This is a genomic window from Rhizobium sp. 862_C5_N1_2 (assembly GCF_051811205.1).
In the GTDB taxonomy this organism is placed as follows: domain Bacteria; phylum Pseudomonadota; class Alphaproteobacteria; order Rhizobiales; family Rhizobiaceae; genus Rhizobium; species Rhizobium leguminosarum.
On record NZ_JBPWPT010000001.1, the window covers coordinates 1378864 to 1400971 of the forward strand.

At 60.0% G+C, this 22108-nt stretch carries 19 protein-coding genes, 3 tRNA genes, 1 pseudogene and 1 riboswitch; of the genes and pseudogenes, 16 read left to right on the forward strand and 7 right to left on the reverse strand.

From position 1 onward, the window contains the following. Positions 1 to 245: 245 nt before the first annotated feature. The 3 genes and pseudogenes from ACD590_RS06985 to ACD590_RS06995 all read left to right on the forward strand — a co-directional run. A complete protein-coding gene (locus tag ACD590_RS06985) occupies positions 246 to 599 on the forward strand; it encodes a cupin domain-containing protein (protein WP_247266467.1) in 354 nt (117 codons plus the stop codon). 231 nt (positions 600 to 830) lie between these two features. Next, positions 831 to 2960 carry a bifunctional diguanylate cyclase/phosphodiesterase gene (locus tag ACD590_RS06990; RefSeq protein ID WP_018241577.1) on the forward strand — a complete coding sequence of 710 codons (2130 nt, stop codon included), beginning with the start codon at positions 831 to 833 and terminating at the stop codon, positions 2958 to 2960. A 154-nt stretch (positions 2961 to 3114) separates the two neighbouring features. Beyond that, a pseudogene (locus ACD590_RS06995) lies at positions 3115 to 3396 on the forward strand (phosphate ABC transporter ATP-binding protein); the annotation flags it as partial. A gap of 35 nt (positions 3397 to 3431) precedes the next feature. On the opposite strand, the gene ACD590_RS07000 reads toward ACD590_RS06995, so the two are convergent. Continuing rightward, complete coding sequence (locus ACD590_RS07000; RefSeq protein ID WP_439002348.1) at positions 3432 to 4676, reverse strand: cytochrome P450; 1245 nt, start codon at positions 4674 to 4676, stop codon at positions 3432 to 3434. A gap of 59 nt (positions 4677 to 4735) precedes the next feature. Next, positions 4736 to 6151 (reverse strand): diguanylate cyclase, encoded by a 1416-nt coding sequence (locus ACD590_RS07005; protein WP_439003518.1) that lies wholly within the window; start codon positions 6149 to 6151, stop codon positions 4736 to 4738. 214 nt (positions 6152 to 6365) lie between these two features. Between ACD590_RS07005 and clpP the strand changes: the two genes are divergently transcribed. The 6 genes from clpP (at position 6366) to ACD590_RS07035 (ending at position 15445) form a co-directional block, all read left to right on the forward strand. Further along, positions 6366 to 6995, forward strand: a complete 630-nt coding sequence (clpP, locus tag ACD590_RS07010; RefSeq protein WP_003547334.1) for an ATP-dependent Clp endopeptidase proteolytic subunit ClpP — start codon at positions 6366 to 6368, stop codon at positions 6993 to 6995. Positions 6996 to 7298: 303 nt separating this feature from the next. Continuing rightward, positions 7299 to 8576, forward strand: a complete 1278-nt coding sequence (gene clpX, locus ACD590_RS07015; protein WP_017963839.1) for an ATP-dependent Clp protease ATP-binding subunit ClpX — start codon at positions 7299 to 7301, stop codon at positions 8574 to 8576. A 402-nt stretch (positions 8577 to 8978) separates the two neighbouring features. Beyond that, the gene (gene lon / locus ACD590_RS07020) at positions 8979 to 11396 is read left to right on the forward strand and encodes an endopeptidase La (RefSeq protein ID WP_017959927.1); all 2418 of its coding nucleotides are present in this window, start codon (positions 8979 to 8981) and stop codon (positions 11394 to 11396) included. 206 nt (positions 11397 to 11602) lie between these two features. After that, entirely contained in the window at positions 11603 to 11878 is a 276-nt protein-coding gene (gene hupB / locus ACD590_RS07025) for a DNA-binding protein HupB (protein WP_003558438.1), read from the forward strand. Positions 11879 to 12003: 125 nt separating this feature from the next. Beyond that, positions 12004 to 12158, forward strand: a riboswitch (FMN riboswitch). A gap of 84 nt (positions 12159 to 12242) precedes the next feature. Beyond that, positions 12243 to 13151 carry a riboflavin transporter RibN gene (gene ribN, locus ACD590_RS07030; RefSeq protein WP_439002349.1) on the forward strand — a complete coding sequence of 303 codons (909 nt, stop codon included), beginning with the start codon at positions 12243 to 12245 and terminating at the stop codon, positions 13149 to 13151. 83 nt (positions 13152 to 13234) lie between these two features. Then, the gene (locus ACD590_RS07035; RefSeq protein ID WP_439020857.1) at positions 13235 to 15445 is read left to right on the forward strand and encodes an esterase-like activity of phytase family protein; all 2211 of its coding nucleotides are present in this window, start codon (positions 13235 to 13237) and stop codon (positions 15443 to 15445) included. Positions 15446 to 15530: 85 nt separating this feature from the next. On the opposite strand, the gene ACD590_RS07040 is transcribed toward ACD590_RS07035, so the two are convergent. Further along, a complete protein-coding gene (locus ACD590_RS07040) occupies positions 15531 to 16517 on the reverse strand; it encodes an aldo/keto reductase (protein WP_130652184.1) in 987 nt (328 codons plus the stop codon). A 242-nt stretch (positions 16518 to 16759) separates the two neighbouring features. On the opposite strand from ACD590_RS07040, the gene ACD590_RS07045 reads away from it, so the two are divergent. Continuing rightward, the gene (locus ACD590_RS07045) at positions 16760 to 17161 is read left to right on the forward strand and encodes a (R)-mandelonitrile lyase (RefSeq protein WP_018516857.1); all 402 of its coding nucleotides are present in this window, start codon (positions 16760 to 16762) and stop codon (positions 17159 to 17161) included. 5 nt (positions 17162 to 17166) lie between these two features. On the opposite strand, the gene ACD590_RS07050 is transcribed toward ACD590_RS07045, so the two are convergent. Then, entirely contained in the window at positions 17167 to 17772 is a 606-nt protein-coding gene (locus tag ACD590_RS07050; RefSeq protein WP_065276271.1) for a class I SAM-dependent methyltransferase, read from the reverse strand. Between the two features lie 165 nt (positions 17773 to 17937). Here ACD590_RS07050 and ACD590_RS07055 point away from each other — a divergent pair, with 165 nt between their 5' ends. Then, entirely contained in the window at positions 17938 to 18291 is a 354-nt protein-coding gene (locus ACD590_RS07055; protein ID WP_018241586.1) for a hypothetical protein, read from the forward strand. Between the two features lie 131 nt (positions 18292 to 18422). Further along, the gene (locus ACD590_RS07060; protein ID WP_439002351.1) at positions 18423 to 18971 is read left to right on the forward strand and encodes a glutathione peroxidase; all 549 of its coding nucleotides are present in this window, start codon (positions 18423 to 18425) and stop codon (positions 18969 to 18971) included. Positions 18972 to 19082: 111 nt separating this feature from the next. Here the strand turns inward: ACD590_RS07060 and ACD590_RS07065 are convergent, their stop codons facing one another. The 3 genes from ACD590_RS07065 to ACD590_RS07075 all read right to left on the reverse strand — a co-directional run bounded on the left by ACD590_RS07065 (position 19083) and on the right by ACD590_RS07075 (position 20276). Beyond that, a complete protein-coding gene (locus ACD590_RS07065) occupies positions 19083 to 19295 on the reverse strand; it encodes a hypothetical protein (protein ID WP_018447536.1) in 213 nt (70 codons plus the stop codon). Positions 19296 to 19700: 405 nt separating this feature from the next. Further along, positions 19701 to 20099 (reverse strand): hypothetical protein, encoded by a 399-nt coding sequence (locus ACD590_RS07070; protein WP_028733659.1) that lies wholly within the window; start codon positions 20097 to 20099, stop codon positions 19701 to 19703. Positions 20100 to 20200: 101 nt separating this feature from the next. Next, a tRNA-Val gene (locus ACD590_RS07075) sits at positions 20201 to 20276 on the reverse strand. A gap of 403 nt (positions 20277 to 20679) precedes the next feature. On the opposite strand from ACD590_RS07075, the gene ACD590_RS07080 reads away from it, so the two are divergent. The 4 genes from ACD590_RS07080 (at position 20680) to ACD590_RS07095 (ending at position 22104) form a co-directional block, all read left to right on the forward strand. Continuing rightward, positions 20680 to 20756 (forward strand) — tRNA-Asp (locus ACD590_RS07080). Positions 20757 to 20840: 84 nt separating this feature from the next. Next, positions 20841 to 20917, forward strand: a tRNA-Asp gene (locus ACD590_RS07085). Positions 20918 to 21163: 246 nt separating this feature from the next. Continuing rightward, the gene (locus ACD590_RS07090) at positions 21164 to 21529 is read left to right on the forward strand and encodes an NADH-quinone oxidoreductase subunit A (RefSeq protein WP_010055493.1); all 366 of its coding nucleotides are present in this window, start codon (positions 21164 to 21166) and stop codon (positions 21527 to 21529) included. Continuing rightward, positions 21520 to 22104 (forward strand): NuoB/complex I 20 kDa subunit family protein, encoded by a 585-nt coding sequence (locus ACD590_RS07095; RefSeq protein WP_003547368.1) that lies wholly within the window; start codon positions 21520 to 21522, stop codon positions 22102 to 22104. The genes ACD590_RS07090 and ACD590_RS07095 overlap by 10 nt, the downstream gene beginning before the upstream one ends. The last annotated feature ends 4 nt before the right edge of the window (positions 22105 to 22108 follow it).

The window sequence follows — 22108 nt, forward strand, 5'->3', positions numbered from 1 at the left end:
AAGCTGTTCGTAGGTGCGGGTCATGAGCTCTGGAACTCAACGACTACGGTTTCGGAAACAACAACTCTCATCGTCCTCCCCTCGCGGCTGTACGACAGCCAGTTCGGCGCAAGGCAAGCCTGCGATAAATCGTCAAGAAAACAATGGTTTAACTTGCGGTTGCAGAGTTGCTCAAGGGTATTTGACGAAAGGCACATACTTGAGCAAAGGTATGTGACGAACCACATCTGAGATCAGAGGGACCCATGGTGACCACGGCAAATTACATCACCCTCAGCATCGACGGCGTCGAACCCGAGTTCGGCGCCCCGGAGCCCGGCCGGATCATCTCGGGCGATCCGCATTTCCGTACCTGGAATCTGGAGGAGGCCGAAGGCGGCCTCTATTCCGGCATTTGGGAGGCGACACCGGGCAAGTGGCGGATCGTCTACGAGGAGTGGGAATATTTCAGCCTGCTGTCCGGCCATTCGATCGTGACGGAGGACGGCGGTGAGCCGGTTCATCTGAAGGCGGGCGACCGGATGATCCTCAGACCCGGCTTCAAGGGAACGTGGGAAGTCGTTGAAACGACTCGCAAGGATTATGTGATCAAGGTTTGAGCGGGCCAGAAAATCGACGTTGACGATTCCGCGCTTGTCCCGATTTGCGGCGATGATGGCCCGTCTTTCAGCGAATGGCCGCGCCTGTTTCCGGGATAGAACGCTTTTAACCATTCCCATTAATCGTGCCTACATCGTCAAATGCTAAACCTTATCTGCAGCGCATTGCGGACATGATGTCTCCTGCCGTCCCACAGACATGGCCTTGCAATTAATCTTTTCGGAATTTGCATGTCGTCGAATCTTGCAGGTCGGCACGTTCGGACCCAGACGTCTTCCATCATCGCGACAACGGTCTGCTTCCTTGTCGTCGCCCTCGTCCTGACTGGCCTTGTGGCACACGTCGTCGTCACGATGACCCGGTCGGCCAACGAGATCGATGATGCCAGGGCCAGTCGCGCCGCCCGCGCGGCAATCGGTGCGTTTGTGGCTCGCCTCGGCGCGACAACGACTGATAACGCCGTATGGGACGATGCCTATAGCGCGATCTCGTCTCCCACCGCCGCGGATTGGGCCTATGAGAATTGGGGAAAGACCAGCGAGGATTACGCGCTTTATGACGGTGCGATAGTGACCGGCCCTGAGCGGTCTTCGGTCGTCTCGGCCTATGCCAAGGGCAAGCCCTTCCAGCCGGGCACGTTTTTCGGGGAAGCCTTTTATCAGCAGATCAATGCGGCTGCAGATCCGGCGAAGGCGCCGGTGGTCAATTTCATCAAGACCGAAAGCGGTATAGCGCTGATCGCCTCGCAGGCGATCCAGCCGTTCGACGCCGCCGTCGAGGTTCCGAAGTTCAGCGTGCTGACTTTCTACAAGGAGTTTACGTCGGAGGTTCTCGACACTCTCTCCAACGAACATGAACTCGAGGGGCTGAGCCTCGAGACGACGCCCAAGCCGGGATCCCTGAATACGCCGATCACCGACATGAAGGGAGCCGTCATCGGCTATCTCGTTTGGCCCAGCAAAGCGCCCGGAAGCGCCGTGTTTCATCAGGTCTATCCTTATCTTGCAGCTTCTACCGTCATCCTTTCGCTATTCTTGATCGGCGTTCTGTTGGTTGGGGCCTCCGAGGCGCGGCGCCTGCGCCAACTGGCGCAAACAGCGCTTTTCGAAGCGGGCCATGACAGCTTGAGTGGCCTGTTGAACAGACATGGGCTTCTCAACCTGCTGGCAGAGCTGGATAATTCTGGCTCTCCGCCACCCCGGCTCTATTTAGTCGACCTTGATGGCTTCAAGGCCGTCAACGATGCCTGGGGGCATGCGGTGGGGGACGATTTGATCCGGTTGGTTTCGAAGGCGCTGACAGGCTGCCACCCCGAAATCATTGCCGTGGCGCGGCTCGGGGGCGACGAATTTGCGCTGGTACACATCGGTTCTGCCCCGTGCGGAGAGATCGAAAAGACGATTTTGGCACTGTTTGCCGAGCCCTTCAAAATCGACGGGCGAACGATCGAAATTGGCGCAAGCATCGGAGCCGCTGCTCGCAACGGCGACGTCCCGCCCCTGGAGCTTCTCCGCAGAGCAGACATGGCCCTCTATCGGGCCAAGGCAAATGGCAGAGGCCAGGCAATCGAATACGATCCCGAGCTGGACCGGGAACGCCAACAGGTCGCCGAACTGGAGGGCCTGTTGAAGAGCGCCATCAACAGCGGCGCAATCGAAGCCGTTTTCCAACCTCTCGTCTCGGCTTCGACCGGCGCTGTGACTGGTCTTGAAGCACTGGCGCGCTGGCGAACTGCAACCGGAAACATCAGCCCGGAGATTTTCATTCCTCTTGCCGAGAGGTGCGGCCTCATCGATGCCCTCGGCGTTCACATGCTGAGAACATCGATCGAGCATGCCAAGAGCTGGCCCGATCTGGCATTGTCGGTGAACGTTTCGCCAATCCAGCTCTGCAATCCGGAATTTGCCGCAGAAGTGATCTCGGTCCTGCAGGAGCTTGATTTCAATCCAAACCGCCTGACATTGGAAATCACCGAAGGTGTTCTGATGACCAATCCGGATCAGGCCCGGCGGTCGATAGACCAGCTCAAACGCGTCGGCATTAAGTTCGCGCTCGACGACTTTGGCTGCGGCTACGCAAGCATTGGCGCCTTGCGGCAGTTCGGGTTTGATCGCATGAAGATCGACCGCTCGCTCGTGTGGGCTCTCGACGAAGGTGCAAATGGCGCCGATGTTCTTCGGGCAACCATCTCGCTCGCGACCGCGCTGCGGATTCCGGTTACCGCGGAAGGTATCGAGACTACCCGCCAGGCGGCGATCTTGCGCGATGCCGGCTGCGACCAGCTTCAAGGATATCTGATTGGAAAACCTATGTCGGCATATGACATATCCAGTAAACTGGAAGAAGAGTCAGCCGCATGATGCCGCCAAGATCGTGGCAATATGCTCGGTATTGATGGCTTGTCGCCGGCGTTCCAGCAGAGCGGTGACCGCTGAACACGGCTCCCTTTCATTCGCTGCCCGATGTCCTGACCGTTAACCTGGACCGGTTGCCCTCTGCAGCATTTCAAAAGCCGCGCGTGCCGTGGCGCTTCGCCCCGAGGTGCTTCTCCTCGACGAGCCGACCTCCGCCCTCGACTCGATCTCGACCGCCAAGGTGGAAGAGCTGGTCGCCCAGCTGAAGACGGAGTTCACCATCGTCATCGTCACCCACAACATGCAGCAGGCAAGCCGCATCTCCGATAACACCGCCTTCATGTATCTGGGCGAGCTGGTCGAATACGGCCCGACCGCTGAGATTTTCCAGTCGCCGAAGGTCAAGCGTACGGAAGACTACATTACCGGACGTTACGGTTGATCCTCGCGCGGTGGATCACCTCTGCGAGGGATGGATCACCACTGCAAATCCAGCCGGTCCAGCCCGTGGAAATGGTAGACATCCTTGACCACCGGCGTCTTCGCTAGCCTCAGGCCGGCAAGCTGCTCGAACAGGATCGGCAGCACGACGTTGAGCTCCAGCCGCGCCAGCGGCGCGCCGATGCAGAAATGGATGCCGGCGCCGAAGGAGAGGTTCGCCGCCTCGTTACGATCGGGCCGGAAGGTCAGCGGATCGGTGAATTTTGTCGGGTCGAGATTGGCGGCGGCGAGGATGAGGCTCACCTTGTCGCCGCGCTTGAAGGAGACCCCATCGATTTCCGCAGGCTCCAGCGCCCAGCGCTGGAAGATGTGGACCGGCGCGCAGATGCGCAAGGTTTCCTCGACGGTGCGCTCTGTCGTCGCTTCGTCCCGGAAGAGTTCTGCCGGATCGCAGCCGCTGTCGAGGATGGTACGCACGGAATTGCCGATCTGGTGCACGGTCGCCTCGTGCCCGGCATTGAGCAGCACGATCGTCGTCGACACGAGCTCCTCATCGGTCAGATACTGGCCCTTGTGCTCGGTATGGATCATGTGGGTCAGCAGGTCGTCACGCGGTTCGGCGCGGCGTTCTGTGATGACCGTTTTGACGTAGTCGGAAAATTCCTTCGCCGCCCGCTCGGCCTCCTCCTCCTGCTCGCGCGTGCGGCCGAACATGTACATGCGAACATAGGCGTGCGACCAGGTAAGCAGTTGCGGTCCCATCACTTCTGGAATGCCGATCATGCGGGCGATCATGGTCACCGGGATGATGTCGGCAAAGGCCGAGAGTAGCTCGACCTCACGCTTCTCCGCGAAACCGTCGATCAGCCGGTTGGCGAGTTCGGCAAGCTCCGGTTTCATCTTCTCGACATGGCGGGAGACGAAGGCGCGGTTGACGAGCGTGCGCAGCCGCGTGTGCTCCGGCGGTTCGAGTTCGAGCAGGGAATAACGTTCCGAGAGATCGAAACTGGCAAGATGCGGCATCGGCTCGGCAAGGCCGAGCTCCTCGCGGCTGGCGATATGCAGAATCTGCCGGCCAAAGCGGCGGTCGCGCAGCAGGCCGTTTACATGGTCGTAACCCGTGAAGAACCACTGCTTCTGCTCTCTCCAGTAGAAGGTCGGGCAATGGGCGTGAAGTGCGGCATAGACGGCATTCGGGTTGCCGTAGAAGGCCGGATTGCGGCCGTCCAGCGAGACATGGCGGTTGGCGCGGTCGATCGAGAGAAAGGATGGGATCATCATGCCACGAGGCTTATCGGATTTGCCGAGCCTCGGAAAGATGCGGGGTGAGGGACCCAGGACTACCCGGCCCGTGACAGCGTACCCATGCGTCGCAGCGCCTCGACCTGGTCGTCGACCGTCGGCACGAGTTCGCCGGCGGTGCCGCTCGGCGTGGCCGGTGCCGGGGCAGCGGCCTCCGCTTCGCCGAAGGTGACCGTGCAGTTGCGGCCGGCCGCCTTCGCCGCATAGAGCGCCCGGTCGGCGGCCGAGATCAGTTTGTCGATATTGGCTTCGATCGAGGAGGCAAGCGCGATGCCGATGCTGACCGTGACCGGGACGATCGCTTCGCCGGTGCTGACGGGAAGACGGCAGAATTCGGTGCGGATCGCTTCGGCGATCGCCTCGGCTTCCGTCTGGTCCGTGATCGCGGCGAAGGCGGCGAATTCTTCGCCGCCCATGCGGCCGAAGATGTTGTTTGGAATATACTGGCGGGCCATCCGCGCGAATGCGGTCAGCACTGCATCGCCGGATTGGTGGCCGAAACGGTCGTTGACACGCTTGAAATGGTCGAGATCGAAGAGCATCACCGCGACCTGGCGCTGGTCGTCATGGGCCCTTTCCTGGATGCCGTCGAAATAGCCGAGCAGGCCGCGGCGGTTGAGCACGCCGGTCAGCGAATCAGTCAGGGTGAGCGCACGCAGGTGCCGTTCGGAGCGCTCCATGATCAGCCGGCAGGTGAACGCGAAGGCGATTGTGAGCAGGAAGGCGCTGGCCATGGCGGAGGCGCCGCCGAGATTGGTCGCTTCGATATCGCTCGGCAGCGTCAGCGCCATCATCAGCGCTGAGCCGAAGCACAGGCAGCCCTGGATGACGAACACGCCCATCAGCTTGACGCGGGTACGCTCGCGGCGCATGTCGCCGGCGGCGACCGCCATGGCAAGTGCCGTCGCACCCGTCGCTGAAGCAAGGTTATAGAGCACCACCCGGTTTGAATAATCGCTGTTGACCCAGGGCAGGAAGACCCCGGCGAGCCAGATGACCGGCGGCAGCAGCGCCCACCATTCGATCCGCTTGCGGTCGAGCGCCAGAAAACCCGCCACCCAGGCGCTCTGGCCGAGCAGGGCGATGGCATTGCCCGCCTCTATGGAAAGCACGCTGGGGATTTCGCCGCGCAGCGCGACCATCGCAAAGCCAATACCGGTCAGGAGGAAGCCCAAGCCCCAATAGAGATAGGCCTCGTTCCTGACGTTATGGCGCCAGGCGACGAACAGCACCAAAGCGAGCGTCATGGCCTCGGAACACCAGATAGCGAGACCTGTAGCAATATTGAACACGGCAGCAACCCCTTGTCTGTCGGTTCTCATCCTTGCCGAGGAAGCTCGCCAGTTCCTTAATGTCGCTGCGCTGCGGCATTGTTTCAGGCCGATATCTGCCGGTAGGCTTTCCGTTGGGTAAACGTGTATGAGCACAGTCGAATAGAGTAAGCCTTCCTTCACACTGTCATGGAGAAAAGCCGGGGGAGATCGTAGCAAGGGCTCGCCGTTAACAGGCGTTTGGGGGAAAGAGGCTGCCTGGAGCCGCCTTGCCCCGCCTTCTTAACGTTATCCTCATGCGTGTCTTGAAGAGGAGGGCCGGGACACTCTATGTAGGGGTAAGATATTTTTCTTTGATTCCCGGCGCCGGCCGGCGAGACGTTGACAAAGGACGCACATGAGAAACCCAGTCGATACCGCAATGGCCCTCGTGCCGATGGTCGTGGAACAGACCAACCGCGGTGAACGCTCCTACGACATCTATTCCCGCCTGTTGAAGGAACGCATCATCTTCCTGACGGGTGCCGTCGAAGACCATATGGCGACGCTCGTCTGCGCCCAGCTGCTCTTCCTCGAGGCCGAAAACCCGAAGAAGGAAATCGCCCTCTACATCAATTCGCCCGGTGGCGTCGTCACGGCCGGCATGGCGATCTACGATACGATGCAGTTCATCAAGCCCGCGGTTTCGACGCTCTGCATCGGCCAGGCCGCATCCATGGGCTCGCTGCTGCTGGCTGCCGGCCACAAGGACATGCGCTTTGCCACGCCGAATTCCCGCATCATGGTGCACCAGCCCTCGGGCGGCTTCCAGGGGCAGGCCTCGGACATCGAGCGGCACGCCCGCGACATCCTCAAAATGAAGCGCCGCCTGAACGAGGTCTACGTCAAGCACACCGGCCGCACCTACGAAGAAGTTGAAAAGACGCTCGATCGTGACCATTTCATGGATGCGGACGAAGCCCAGAGCTGGGGCGTGATCGACAAGGTTCTGACGTCGCGCCTCGAAATGGAAGGCGAACAGGCCTAGTAATTAATAGGGATGGTGTTTTTGTCGCCACAGTTCTATCCCATTTGTGATTGAACAGGGGCTTTCATACGGCGACGAAGACGCTAATAGTAACTATTAATGCTATGTTGAATTTTTATGACATAGCATTCGGCATTCGAAGGGGAATTCGTTGCCGCCGGAACCCGGACATGATTGGTTGGGCCCGGTTCGTACCCCCTGAAGCCCTTCTCGGCAAAGGCTCCGGAAACGGAGTGCCGCCAGGAGCTGATAGAGTGGACCGCGATTTCGCCTTGAAATGCGGCGTGCTGGAAGGAAAGTGATATGAGCAAGGTCAGCGGCAGCAACGGCGGCGACTCCAAGAACACGCTTTATTGTTCGTTCTGCGGAAAGAGCCAGCATGAAGTCCGGAAACTGATTGCCGGACCGACCGTCTTCATCTGCGATGAATGCGTCGAATTGTGCATGGACATCATCCGCGAGGAGAACAAGTCTTCGATGGTCAAGTCCCGTGACGGCGTTCCGACGCCCCAGGACATCATCAAGGTCCTCGACGAATACGTCATCGGCCAGCGGCAGGCGAAGAAGATCCTGTCGGTCGCCGTTCACAACCATTACAAGCGCCTGGCGCATGCCTCCAAGAACGGCGAAGTCGAACTGGCGAAGTCGAACATTATGCTCGTCGGCCCGACCGGCTGCGGCAAGACCTATCTTGCCCAGACGCTCGCCCGCATCATCGACGTTCCCTTCACCATGGCCGATGCGACGACGCTGACAGAGGCCGGTTATGTCGGCGAGGATGTCGAAAACATCATCCTGAAGCTCCTGCAGTCGGCCGACTACAACGTCGAGCGTGCGCAGCGCGGCATCGTCTACATCGACGAAGTCGACAAGATTTCGCGCAAGTCCGACAACCCGTCGATCACCCGCGACGTCTCGGGCGAGGGCGTGCAGCAGGCACTGCTGAAGATCATGGAAGGCACGGTCGCTTCCGTTCCACCGCAGGGCGGCCGCAAGCATCCCCAGCAGGAATTCCTGCAGGTCGACACGACGAACATCCTGTTCATCTGCGGCGGCGCCTTTGCCGGCCTCGACAAGATCATCTCTGCCCGCGGCGAGAAGACCTCGATCGGCTTCGGTGCGACCGTCAAGTCGCAGGATGACCGCCGCGTCGGTGAGGTCCTGCGCGAGCTGGAGCCTGAAGATCTGGTCAAGTTCGGCCTCATCCCTGAGTTCATCGGCCGTCTGCCGGTTCTGGCGACGCTTGAAGACCTCGATGAGGACGCGCTGATCCAGATCCTGTCAGAGCCGAAGAACGCGCTGATCAAGCAGTATCAGCGCCTGTTCGAGATGGAAGACGTGGAACTGAACTTCCACGAGGACGCTCTGCGCGAAATCGCCCGCAAGGCGATCGTGCGCAAGACCGGCGCCCGCGGCCTTCGCTCGATCATGGAGAAGATCCTGCTCGACACGATGTTCGAATTGCCGACGCTGGAAGGCGTGCGCGAGGTCGTCATCTCCGAGGAAGTGGTGCGCGGTTCGGCCCGTCCGCTTTACATCTATGCCGATCGCCAGGAAGAAAAAGCCAACGCTTCGGCGTGAGCTTGGGCTTTCGTGTGATTATTTTGGGGGCTTGCCATAGGCAGGCCCCTTTCTATTTGAAAAACCATGCGAAGCGCTGCTAGTATTTGCCGGTGGGAACCGACATTGCCTTTGCCGATGTTGCGCAAGGGGTAGTGCTTGGCAATCATGCAATGATTCCGTAAGTCTCTTGCTGGCGTTTGTATTTTAGCCGGGTCGGAAGTGGTAAGCGCCGGTCCAGCCACGCGCTTCATAGTGTTGGCGTTCCGTTGTAATAAAGCTGTCACATCCGAGGGACGCGGGCGTTTGCGTGGCTTGAAAAGCGTAGTCAGAACCTCCACTTGTAGCAACAAGTGAGAGTGCCGGCCGGTCCCAAGCGGCCGTGCAAAGAGCCCGGCAACGGGACGATGGAAAGGACATAAAATGACGAAGAAAACGTCTGTAGCGAGCAGCACTGCCTACCCTGTTCTGCCCCTGCGCGACATCGTGGTTTTCCCGCATATGATCGTGCCGCTGTTCGTAGGACGGGAAAAGTCGATCCGTGCGCTCGAAGAGGTCATGGGTTCCGACAAGCAGATCATGCTGGTGACGCAGATCAACGCCAGCGACGACGATCCGGATCCTTCCGCGATCCACAATGTCGGCACCGTGGCGAACGTGTTGCAGCTCTTGAAGCTGCCCGACGGCACCGTGAAGGTTCTGGTCGAAGGCCGCGCCCGCGCCGAGATCGACACCTATACCAGCCGCGAGGATTTCTATGAGGCGCTCGGCCATGTGCTCGAGGAGCCGCATGACGATCCGGTCGAACTGGAAGCCCTGTCGCGTTCGGTCGTCTCCGAATTCGAGAGCTATGTGAAGCTCAACAAGAAGATTTCGCCCGAAGTGGTCGGCGCCGCCAGCCAGATCGACGACTATTCCAAGCTCGCCGATACGGTTGCTTCGCATCTGTCGATCAAGATCACCGAGAAGCAGGAGATGCTGGAGACCACCAGCGTCAAGCAGCGCCTCGAAAAGGCCCTCGGCTTCATGGAAGGCGAGATCTCGGTCCTGCAGGTCGAAAAGCGCATCCGCTCGCGCGTCAAGCGCCAGATGGAGAAGACCCAGCGCGAATACTACCTCAATGAACAGATGAAGGCGATCCAGAAGGAACTCGGCGACGGCGAGGAAGGCCGCGACGAGATGAGCGAACTGGAAGAGCGCATCTCCAAGACCAAGCTGTCCAAGGAAGCCCGTGAAAAGGCCGATGCGGAACTGAAGAAGCTGCGCCAGATGAGCCCGATGTCGGCGGAAGCCACCGTCGTGCGCAACTATCTGGACTGGCTGCTCGGCATCCCCTGGGGCAAGAAATCGAAGATCAAGGCCGATCTCAACAATGCCGAGAAGATCCTCGAAGCCGATCACTTCGGTCTCGACAAGGTCAAGGAGCGCATCGTCGAATATCTGGCCGTGCAGGCTCGCGCCACCAAGATCAAGGGCCCGATCCTCTGCCTTGTCGGCCCTCCGGGTGTCGGCAAGACTTCGCTCGCCCAGTCGATCGCCAAGGCGACCGGCCGTGAGTATGTCCGCATGGCGCTTGGCGGCGTTCGTGACGAAGCCGAAATCCGCGGTCACCGCCGCACCTATATCGGCTCGATGCCCGGCAAGGTCATCCAGTCGATGAAGAAGGCGAAGAAGTCCAACCCGCTCTTCCTGCTCGACGAGATCGACAAGCTCGGCCAGGATTATCGCGGCGATCCGTCCTCGGCCCTGCTGGAAGTGCTCGATCCGGCGCAGAACATGACCTTCATGGACCACTATCTGGAAGTCGAATATGACCTGTCGGATGTGATGTTCATCACGACGGCAAATACGCTGAATATTCCGGCGCCCCTGATGGACCGCATGGAGATCATCCGTATCGCCGGCTACACCGAGGATGAAAAGCGCGAAATCGCCAAGCGGCACCTGCTTCCGAAGGCCATCAAGGAGCATGCGTTGCAGCCGGAAGAATTCTCGGTCAGCGACGACGCCCTGATGGCGATCAGCCAGCAGTACACCCGCGAAGCCGGCGTCCGCAACTTCGAACGCGAACTGATGAAACTCGCCCGCAAGGCGGTCACCGAGATCATCAAGGGCAAGACGAAGGCCGTTCATGTGACGGCTGCCAACATCTCCGACTACCTGGGCGTCCCGCGCTTCCGCCATGGCGAAGCCGAGGGCGAGGATCAGGTCGGCGTCGTGACCGGTCTTGCCTGGACGGAAGTCGGTGGTGAGCTGCTGACCATCGAAGGCGTGATGATGCCGGGCAAGGGCCGCATGACGGTCACCGGCAATCTGAAGGAAGTCATGAAGGAATCGATCTCGGCAGCGGCCTCCTATGTTCGCTCGCGCGCTGTCGATTTCGGCATCGAGCCGCCGCGCTTCGACAAGAGCGACATCCACGTGCACGTGCCGGAAGGCGCGACGCCGAAGGATGGCCCCTCGGCCGGCGTCGCCATGGCAACCGCGATCGTCTCGATCATGACCGGCATCCCGGTGGACAGGCATGTGGCCATGACCGGTGAAATCACCCTTCGCGGTCGTGTGCTGCCGATCGGTGGTCTCAAGGAAAAGCTGCTCGCAGCGCTTCGCGGCGGCATCAAGAAGGTGCTGATTCCGGAGGAAAACGCCAAGGACCTGGCGGAGATTCCCGATAACGTGAAGAACAACATGGAGATCATCCCGGTATCCCGCATGGGCGAGGTGATCAAGCATGCGCTGATCCGGCGACCGGAGCCGATCGAATGGGACGGCACGGTAGAAACGCCCGTCATCGCAACGGTCGAAGGCCTCGATGAGACGGGCGCAACCATAGCGCATTGAGTGGCCTTTGCCACATTTACGCCCAATTGGGGCAAAACACGCAAAAAGGCTGGCGGAAACGCCAGCCTTTTTTGTGAAAACGTCATGTAGACGCTTGCTTTTCCTTGATTTGCAGGGCTTTTGGGTTTTCGGCGGGCCTGATGAAACCTATTCTGCGCCTAGCTTACTTTTGAGTCGTTTCATACCATTTAGAAAGGGGTGGAAACATGAACAAGAATGAACTCGTGTCCGCAGTAGCCGAAAAGGCAGGACTGACGAAGTCTGACGCGGCTTCCGCTGTTGACGCGGTTTTCGACGTTGTCCAGGCTGAACTCAAGAACAAGGGCGACATCCGCCTCGCGGGTTTCGGCAGCTTCACCGTTTCTCATCGTGCCGCAACGAAGGGCCGTAATCCGTCGACGGGCGCTGAAGTCGACATTCCGGCTCGCAACGTGCCCAAATTCACGCCTGGCAAGGGCCTGAAGGACGCCGTCAACGGCTGATCTGATATTATCCGTCAGCCGGAAACGAGACCGGTTGTGAAGGATTTGAGAGGGGTTCGGCTTTGCCGGACCCCTTTTGCTTTTAGGAGCACTCTTGCCGCCGCGCGGGCTTTGATCTACGACATTTCTGTTCTCAGGGCGGGGTGAAACTCCCCACCGGCGGTAAGAGTTTCGGCTCGAGCCCGCGAGCGCCTTCCCTCATGTCCAAGCGGGGGAAGGGTCAGCAGATCCGGTGCGATTCCGGAGCCGACGGTTAAAGTCCGGATGGAAGAGAATGAGTGTCGGACGTGCGAAGAGCGGGGATCCGCGATGTCGCTCGTGTCCGTACCTCATGCGTCCTGATTTATGTTGGTCCCTGTTTTGGATGAAAGACATGAATCAGACTTCCCTTGCAGTCTCGCCGTCCCGCGCCGTTGTCGGTGCACTCTGGATGGTGCTTGCCGGCATTGCTTTTTCGCTTCTCAACGTCGTCACCCAATGGCTGACGATGAAGCTTGCCTTTCCCTCGGCGTCGGCTGCCTTCTGGCAATATGGCTTCGCCTTCCTGTTTTCGGTGCCGTTCCTTAAGAGGCTCGGCCTTGCGGCGATGCGCACGCACTATCCCTGGCGTCACCTAGCGCGCGTCGCGCTTGCCGCGCTCGGCGTCGAGGCCTGGGTCGCCGGCCTTGCCGCCGTGCCGATCTGGCAGGCGATCGCACTGGTGATGACCTCGCCCTTCTTCATCATTCTGGGTGCCCGGCTTTTCCTCGGTGAGCGCGTCGGCCCGGCCCGCTGGGCCGCGACGGCGGCGGGTTTCACCGGAGCGATGATCATCCTGCAGCCATGGTCGGACGGCTTTGGCTGGGCGGCACTCCTGCCTGTGCTCTCGGCGCTGCTGTGGGGCGCCTCGTCGCTGATCACCAAAAGCCTGACGGGCATTGAACGACCGGAGACGATCACCGTCTGGCTGCTCGTTCTGCTGACCCCGATAAACGGCGGGCTGGCGCTTGCGGCAGGTTTTGCAGTGCCGACGGGCGCAACCCTTGCCCTGTTCCTGCTGGCGGGGCTGCTGACCGCCGCAGCGCAGTATTTCCTGACGCTTGCCTATGCCGCAGCCGATGCCGCCTACGTCCAGCCGTTCGACGATCTGAAGCTGCCGTTGAACGTGCTGGCCGGTTGGCTGTTCTTTGGCTATGCGCCGGCGGGTTACCTTTGGCTGGGAGCGGCTCTCATCCTGTCTGCCTCGCTCTTCATCATGCGAAACGAGATGCGCCGGGAGCGCAAACCAGCCTGACGCGCTCAGGTACAAAAAGTCGATTCTGTCATGCCTCTGTCATGTCGCTCGCGCAGAAAACTCCTGTTTCGAATGTTCGACACATGGGGGATTTCATGACAATTTCATCGCGCAAGGCAGCGCTTGCTGCCGTGCTTCTCGCATCCGTTGCCTTTCCTGCCACGGCCGAACCGGTTTTCAACCGCATCGCTTCCTTTCCGGTTGCGCAGAACCTGCCGGCTGACAAGGACACGCTTTCGGTAAGCTCCGCCGAAATCATCACCGCGACCGACGATGGCAACACGCTGGTCTATAGCGACAGCCCGCTCGGCGCGATCGGCTTCATCGACATTACCGATGCCAAGGCTCCGAAGGCCGGCGGCGCGGTGATGATGGACGGCGAGCCGACATCGGTCACCTCGAGCGCCGGCAAGGCGCTCGTTGCCGTCAACACTTCCGAAAGCAAGGCGAAGCCCTCGGGCCGTCTCGCCATCGTCGACGTGGCGACCAAGAAGATCGAGAACAGCTGTGATTTCGGCGGCCAGCCGGATTCGATCGCCCTCAACAAGGATAAGACGCTCGGCACCATCGCGATCGAAAACGAGCGCGACGAAAAGGTCAATGACGGCAAGATCCCGCAAATGCCGGCTGGCGACCTCGTCGTCTTCCAGGTCAAGAACGGCACCGTCGATTGCGGCACGATCAAGCACGTGGCGCTGACCGGGCTTGCCGGCGTCGCCCCGGAGGATCCGGAGCCGGAATTCGTCGCCTTCAACAGCCTGAACGAGATTGCTCTGACGCTGCAGGAAAACAACGAAATCGTCATCATCGACGCCAACACGGCTGAAGTGAAGACGCATTTCACCGCCGGCAGCGTCGATCTCACCGGTATCGACACCAAGCGTGACGGCGCCCTGAAATTCTCGGGCGAAGCCAAAGGCGTGCTGCGCGAGCCCGATGCCGTGAAGTGGTTGGACGACAACCGCCTCGTCGTCGCCAATGAAGGCGACCACCAGGGCGGCTCGCGCGGCTTCACCATCTTCGACAAGACGGGCAAGCTTCTCTACGAATCGGGCGCATCCTTCGAACGCGCCGTCGCCCATATCGGCCACTATCCGGAAAGCCGGTCAGCATCGAAGGGCGTCGAGCCGGAAGGCCTCGAAGCCGCCAAGTTCGGGGACGATCAGTATTTCTTCCTGCTCGCCGAGCGTGCTTCGGTCGTCGGCGTCTATAAGGATACCGGTGCCGATCCCGAACTCGTCCAGCTGCTGCCGTCCGGCATGTCGCCGGAAGGCGCGATCGCCATCCCTAGGCGCAATCTCCTCGCGACTGCCAACGAACTCGACCTCGGCAAGGATGGCGGCGCGGGCTCGCATGTGATGATCTACGAGCGCTCGGAAGGCGAAAAGGCCTATCCGCAGATCGTCTCCGCCGAGAAGGACGGCAATCCGATCGGCTTTGCAGCCCTTTCGGGTCTCGCAGCCGTTCCGGGCAAGCCGGGCATGCTCTACGCCGTCAGCGACAGCGTTCTGGGTTCGCATCCGACGATCTACACGATCGATGCCAGCAAGAAGCCGGCCGTCATCACCGATGCCCTCGTCGTCAAGCGTGACGGCGCCCCGGCCCAGAAGCTCGACATCGAAGGCATCGCGGCTGCTGCCGATGGCTCCTTCTGGCTCGCCTCGGAAGGTTACAGCGAGCGTCTGGTTCCGCATGCCCTCTACAACGTCAATGCCAAGGGCGACATCAAGGTCGAGATCGCCCTGCCGAAGGAGCTCGTCGCCAACGAAATCCGCTACGGCTTCGAAGGCGTGACCGTTGTCGGCACCGGCGACGATGCGACGCTGTGGATGGCGGTCCAGCGTGAGTGGAGCGATGACGAGAAGGGCTTCGTCAAGCTCGTCTCCTACAATCCGAAGAAGAAGGAATGGGGTGCTGTGCGCTATCCACTCGACAAGACGGAAAGCGGCTGGGTCGGCCTGTCGGAAATCTCGGCTCAGGGCGACAGCGTCTACATCATCGAGCGCGACAACCTCGTCGGTGATGCCGCCAGGCTGAAGAAGCTCTACAAGGTCGCGATATCGGACCTGAAGCCCGCCAAGCTCGGCGGTGAGCTGCCGGTCGTCAAGAAGACCGAAGCCCACGACTTCCTCGGTGAGCTGAAGACCGCGACCAACGGCTACGTGCTGGACAAGCTTGAAGGCTTCGCCTTCGACGCATCGGGCAAGCCCTATGCGGTCACCGACAATGACGGCGTCAGCGACTCCTCCGGCGAGACCCTGTTCTTTCCGGTCGATCTCGTCGGCACGAACTGAGCCCACCAACTGACCTTGACGGATCGATGACACGAAAATGGCCGGGTTTTCGCCCGGCCATTTTCGTTTCGAAATGTCGGACGGCCTACCAGCGCTGATGCACATGCGGCGCGATCAGCCGCTCGTAAATCTCGCGCGTTGCTGCCATGACATCGGCCGAAAGCGGCGCCAGATTGGCAGCAGCCGCATTGCCCTTGGCCTGCTCGGCGTTACGCGCGCCGGGGATGACGACGGTGACGGCGTCGCTCATCAGGATCCAGCGGAGCGCGAAGGCGGCCATGGTGGCGCCCTCGGGCACCAGCTTGCGCACCTCTTCCACCGCCTGCAGGCCGACCTCGAAGGGCACCCCGGCAAAGGTCTCGCCGACATCGAAGGCTTCGCCGTTGCGGTTGAAATTGCGGTGGTCGTCGCTGGCGAAATGTGTGTCCCGGGTGATCTTTCCGGAGAGAAGACCGCTGGCGAGCGGTACGCGGACGATGATCGCCACGTTCCTGCGGCGTGCTTCCTGGAAGAACAGGTGATCGGGGCGCTGGCGGAAGATGTTGTAGATGATCTGGATGCTGACGACGCCGGGATATTCGATCGCCTTCAGGCCGTCCTCCACCTTTTCGACGCTGACGCCGTAACCCTTGATCTTGCCGGCCTTCTGCAGCTCGTTCAGGTCCTCGAAGACCTCCGGCTGGTAAAGCACCTCACGCGGCGGGCAGTGGAGCTGCACGAGGTCGAGACTGTCGACGGCAAGATTCGTCAGGCTGCGGTCGATGAAGCCTTCGAGATTAGCCTTGGTGTAGCCTTCCGCGACATGCGGGTTGAGGCGGCGGCCCGCCTTGGTAGCGACCATCGGACGCACATCGCCGCGCGTCTTCAGCACGTCGGCAATGATCTTTTCCGAGCGCCCGTCGCCATAGACGTCAGCCGTATCGATGAATGTCATGCCGGCATCGAGCGCGGCATTGAGCGCCGCGCGTCCGTCGGCCTCGCTGATATCGCCCCAGGAGCCGCCGATCTGCCAGGCGCCGAAGCCGACATTGGTGACGGTGAAGGGCATGCGGCCAAAAGCATGGTGTTTCATGAAAAATCCTCCCTACTGCATGTCGCCCGGAAGTGTGCGGGGACAACGACATGCATAAAAACAAAGAGCCAAAGCGCATCGCATGAATCAAGCACGATGCGACGCGCTTTGGTGATGAAAGCCACTGGAACTATCAGGCGGGTGACTCCGCGGCAATTACCGATCCGGCTTTGATTGGTCGCCTCGATGAAATATCGTCGCGATATAAGGCTTCAACCGCAATGAATGGAAAAGGAAAGATCATGGAGATCAAACCCGCCGGCTCTCGCCCCTCGACGAAGCCACCGGCCGACTATTTCACTGGCGCCGTTCGCCAGGATCCGCTGATGGAAACGCCGGCGCCGGCACGGGCGAGGGCGGTCTCCGTCACCTTTGAACCCGGCGCCCGCACGGCCTGGCATACGCATCCGCTCGGCCAGACACTGATCGTGACATCAGGTAAGGGCCTCGCCCAGAGCTGGGGCGAGGACATCCGCGAGATCCGCCCCGGCGATACCGTCTGGTTCGCGCCAGGCGAAAAACATTGGCACGGCGCTGCCCCGGACACGGCGATGACGCATATCGCCATCCATGAAGCGCTGGACGGCAGCCACGTCGACTGGATGGAAAAGGTCAGCGACGAGCAATATTCCGGTAAAATGTGAGCTGATCAGAGCCGTTTCAGGCAATAGGAAAAATGCGCGTGCGATTCGACCGTCAGGAACTCGAATTGCCAGCCGTAATCCTTGCAGAATTTGGTGACCGCCTCGACGACGCCATAGACGATCGGCTTGACCGTATTGCCGGTGCAGAAATCATGCCCGGCAATACGCCCCGTCCGCTTCACCTTCTTTTCGCAGAGCTGGAGTTCCTGCCAGGTGAGCTCGAAGGAATGGTCGGTATCGATATAGGCCCAATCGAGGAAATCGTCCTCGAATTCGGCAAGCTTGTCGAGCGATGTGCCTTGCATCAGATGCAGCCGGCCGGCCGCGATCTCGGCCGCGAAATTCGTGTGGATCGCATCGAGCCCGGAGCTGTAGCGATCCATTGACCAGGGATCGATGAGGTAGAGCTGCGCCGGGCGATTCTTTTCCAGGATCTCCGCCGTATATTCGCCAAAGGCTGCCCCGACCTCGACGCCGATGCCGCCGTTCGGGATCCGATAAAGCAATTCGCCGCGATCCGGCAGCAGCCGGGCGTTTTCCATATGATGGGCGCTGAGCGGGGTGCGCGGCATGCTCGCCCGGAGCGCCTGCCTTTCTTCACGTGTCTTCATTTCTGATCTCGGGATTGCGGGCGACTGACGGCCCTGATGCGGTTTGACGGCAAGGTAGGAGCAGCCGGCACCGATGACAACCGCATGACGGGAATTTGCTTCTTTCGAACAAACCGCTAAGTTCCATCTGTGAACTGACGAAAAAGCCTCGGGAGGAGCGATTTCATGAGACGCATGTGGCCTGAAGAATTCAACGCCATCATCAGCGGAGCTGAGGAGGTGATGTTGGAAACACCAGCCGAGGCCGGCGAAGCGCCGCTGCAGCGCAAGGCGCTGAAGGCGCGAATCACCATGCAGGATTACGAGCGGATCTGGCCGCTCGCCGAGATGCGCTTCCGGCTTGGTGAAAGAGATGGCAAGGCCATCACGCTGATCACCACCAATCCCCACTACCACGCCTGGCACCCGAAGGACGGCGGCAGCGTCGATTCCGTGTCGGACAGCGGCCGCCATTACAAGACGGATTATCTCGTCGTGCACTTCCTGCTCGACGACGTGAAGGAAACGTCTCCCGCCTGAGGCTAAGGCCCGGTGCGGCCGGAAGCCGTACCGGCGTCCTGTGGAAGCCAAGTTGATCCCGACGCTGATGACAACGGCGGCGATATCGGTAAGCTTGGGCGAAACATATCCTTACGAAATTGGAGGTTCCCGTGACGGGCAACGTGCTGGATATCCCGGTCAAGACTGTGGATGGTCGTGAGACCACGCTCAACGAATACAGGGGCAGGGTGCTCTTGGTCGTCAATGTCGCCTCGAAATGCGGGCTGACCGTCCAATATGAGGGGCTGGAAAAGCTCTATGGGGAAAAGCGCGAGCGCGGCTTCGTCATCGCAGCTTTCCCCGCCAACGACTTCAAGGGTCAGGAGCCCGGCACCGACGCCGAGATCCTCGATTTCTGCACCAGCACCTATGACGTCACCTTCCCGATCTTCTCGAAGATCTCGGTCAAGGGCGAGGCCCAGCACCCGCTTTACCGGCAGCTGACCAAGTCGGGTGTCGCGACGACGGGTGACGGCCCGATGCGCGAACGCCTGAAATCCCATGGCATGACAGGCGGAGATGAGGACGAGATCCTCTGGAACTTCGAGAAATTCCTGATCGGCCGCGACGGCAAAGTCGCCGCCCGTTTCGCGCCTGACGTGACGGCGGACGATTCGCGGCTGGTTTCCGCTGTGGATAAAGAACTGGCGAAGGGATGAATGGTGGGCCATGAGCACCCACCGGACAGCGGGATGCTCACTACCCCGATCACGCTCTCACATCTCAGTCGGAGAAAATGAGAAAGCGCATCCGGCGCCGTTCCAAGATCCTCAGATCCCAAGCACGGTCACAAGCGGGGGCGTAAAGTTCTTGAAGCCCACCCTCGGCCAGTCGCACCTCTTGTCGAATTTCGTCTTTGGTTCGTGGCGCTGGCATGTCGGATTCGTCTTGAATGCATATCCGGGCAGGGCGACGTATGTGGCACTTGGCGTGCCAAGGGCAATCGCGATGCACAGCATCAATGCGGAGCGCAGGGTCCTCATGGCACACCTCCAGGCGTGATGAACCTTCAAGCGCGGAGACTTTCCGGGCGGCGAATTCTCCCACTTTTGCCGGCCCCTATCCATTCGCCCAATAGGAGGTGGCGCGGTGGTTGGGAGTAGTCCGTTTTGCGGAGCGCTGGCGGGACGGCGCGCATCTGAAGCTGCCGGGATGTACGTCTTGCTGCGCCGGAACGTCTTGCCGCATGCTGCCTCGAGAACGCAGTCCTGCCCACAACTCGGACCGTGGTGTGCCGCCGAACGGGGGCATCGGCAGCCAGTTCACCGGATACGGAGAGTCGTGACGAAGCGATAGGCAGCGGGTGGGTTTTCGGCGTGGATGTAATCGCATGAAATGGCAGACGATGGGCGTCCTCCAAACGGCGAGGGATGCCCATCACCCCACAGTCACTTCTGCGTGAGAGAAAATGAGAAGGCGCACCGGGCGCCGCTCATAAATGAAACGCGGTTTTGGAAAAACGAAAACGTATATTTATCGCCACTTTGACCGCTGTCTCTGAAAGACGCAGGGAATCGGCTGATGGTGCTTAAGACGCCGCGCTGGCTGGCTTTGCTGATTTCCAAGCTGCAGGCTGAATTGTCGGCATCGACCGAAAAATTAATCGGCAGATCTGACTGCATTCTCAGCAGATATGTTCTGGCTTCACGCGCCGGGGTTTCTCCCGAGGTTGTAATCGCCTGATCTCCGGCAGACAGGAACACCTCTTGCGCTGGCTCTCTGGCAATGCACGGCGGCGCAGCCACGCTGGCGAGAAGCAGCGTAGAGATGATGGCAACGGTTTTCATGAGGTGTCTCCTGACAAAACACCTTGCGCAGATCCTGATCGGATTAGCGAGCTAATTCGGGAGTCTAATTCCGATGAACAAGCAGCAGGAAAGATTGAAAATGGTGGGCGATGAGAGACTCGAACTCCCGACATCCTCGGTGTAAACGAGGCGCTCTACCAACTGAGCTAATCGCCCATCGCAAACGAAGCCGGATCGGCCTGCCGCGTTGGTGGCCGTGATCTATGCGGATCGCGGCAAAACCGCAAGAGTGTTTGTGAAGATTTTTTGATTTTTTTGGCGGTGGCCCCGTGTCTTCAATGCCGCTTAGGTTTGGCTCGGCTGTGGAAAAGTGAGGGGAGGGCGGCGAGCATCTCCGTTTCGAAGGCGCTGCGTCTGCGCCTGAGCATCGCTGCGGAAGACGGAAGTGCCGGCTTTTGTTCGTCTGGCACCCAACCCGCAGAAACATTTCACGGACTGTCATGGTTTTGTCTCCAAACCTGCTTGACACTAAAAGGCGAACCCCGTAGTTAGCCGCTCATCGAAACGGGCAGCCGTTTTGGAGAGGGTGCGAAGGCATCCGGACTGCTTGAAATGAATTGCGGGTGTAGCTCAGTTGGTTAGAGTGCCGGCCTGTCACGCCGGAGGTCGCGGGTTCGAGCCCCGTCACTCGCGCCATTTCAAGTCTTGTAAAACGCAAATGCGATTTGTCGTTTGTCCGGTTCTCTTCTTCCTCGCGGCCGCAAAATGGCCGATCAATGCGCGGGTGTAGCTCAGTCGGTTAGAGTGCCGGCCTGTCACGCCGGAGGTCGCGGGTTCGAGCCCCGTCACTCGCGCCATTTCTCTTGAAAGCTATGCAGTTTCCAGTGGTCCGGCATGCGCGCTGAAGCGGCTTGCGCGGATTTGTCGCGACATCATTGCATGTGCTTGATAGTGTCCCTCGGCTACTCGTCGAATTGCTTCTGTAAAAGTCTTGCGCCGGGGCTTCGGCTGCGCTAACCACGGCTTGTTGCAACGCACGTTCGCTTGCCGGGCATTTGCCCAAATGCGCCACCTGGCGTCTCCGGCAAGCAGGGATGAACATGATGACTGAACTACTCAGTTCTTATATTCCAATCGCTATCTTCATTGCTATTGCGCTCGTGATCGGTCTGGCGCTGCTCATCGCGCCGTTCGCCGTGGCTTTCAAAGCGCCAGATTCGGAAAAGCTCTCGGCTTACGAATGCGGCTTCAACGCTTTCGACGACGCCCGCATGAAGTTCGACATCCGCTTCTACCTCGTGTCGATCCTCTTCATCATCTTCGACCTCGAAGTCGCCTTCCTCTTCCCCTGGGCCGTTTCCTTCGGCGCCATCGGCTGGTTCGGCTTCTGGTCCATGATGGTCTTCCTTCTCGTGCTGACCATCGGCTTTATCTATGAATGGAAGAAGGGAGCCCTGGAATGGGAGTAGCCCCTGTGAGCAATCAGCCGCTCGTCGCACAGCAGCCAAAAGGGATCATCGATCCTTCGACCGGCAAGCCGATCGGCAGCAACGACCCATTTTTCGGTGAGATCAACAACGAGCTCGCCGACAAGGGTTTTCTCGTCACCTCCACCGACGAGCTGATCAACTGGGCCCGCACCGGCTCGCTGATGTGGATGACCTTCGGCCTTGCCTGCTGCGCCGTCGAAATGATGCAGCTGTCGATGCCGCGTTACGACGTCGAGCGCTTTGGTTTTGCGCCGCGCGCCTCGCCGCGCCAGTCCGACGTGATGATCGTCGCCGGCACGCTGACCAACAAGATGGCGCCGGCGCTGCGTAAGGTCTATGACCAGATGCCCGAGCCGCGTTATGTCATCTCGATGGGCTCCTGCGCCAATGGCGGCGGCTATTATCACTATTCCTATTCGGTGGTGCGCGGTTGCGACCGCATCGTGCCGATCGACATCTACGTGCCGGGCTGTCCCCCCACGGCAGAGGCGCTGCTTTATGGCGTGCTTCTGCTGCAGAAGAAGATCCGGCGTACCGGCACGATCGAACGCTAAGGGT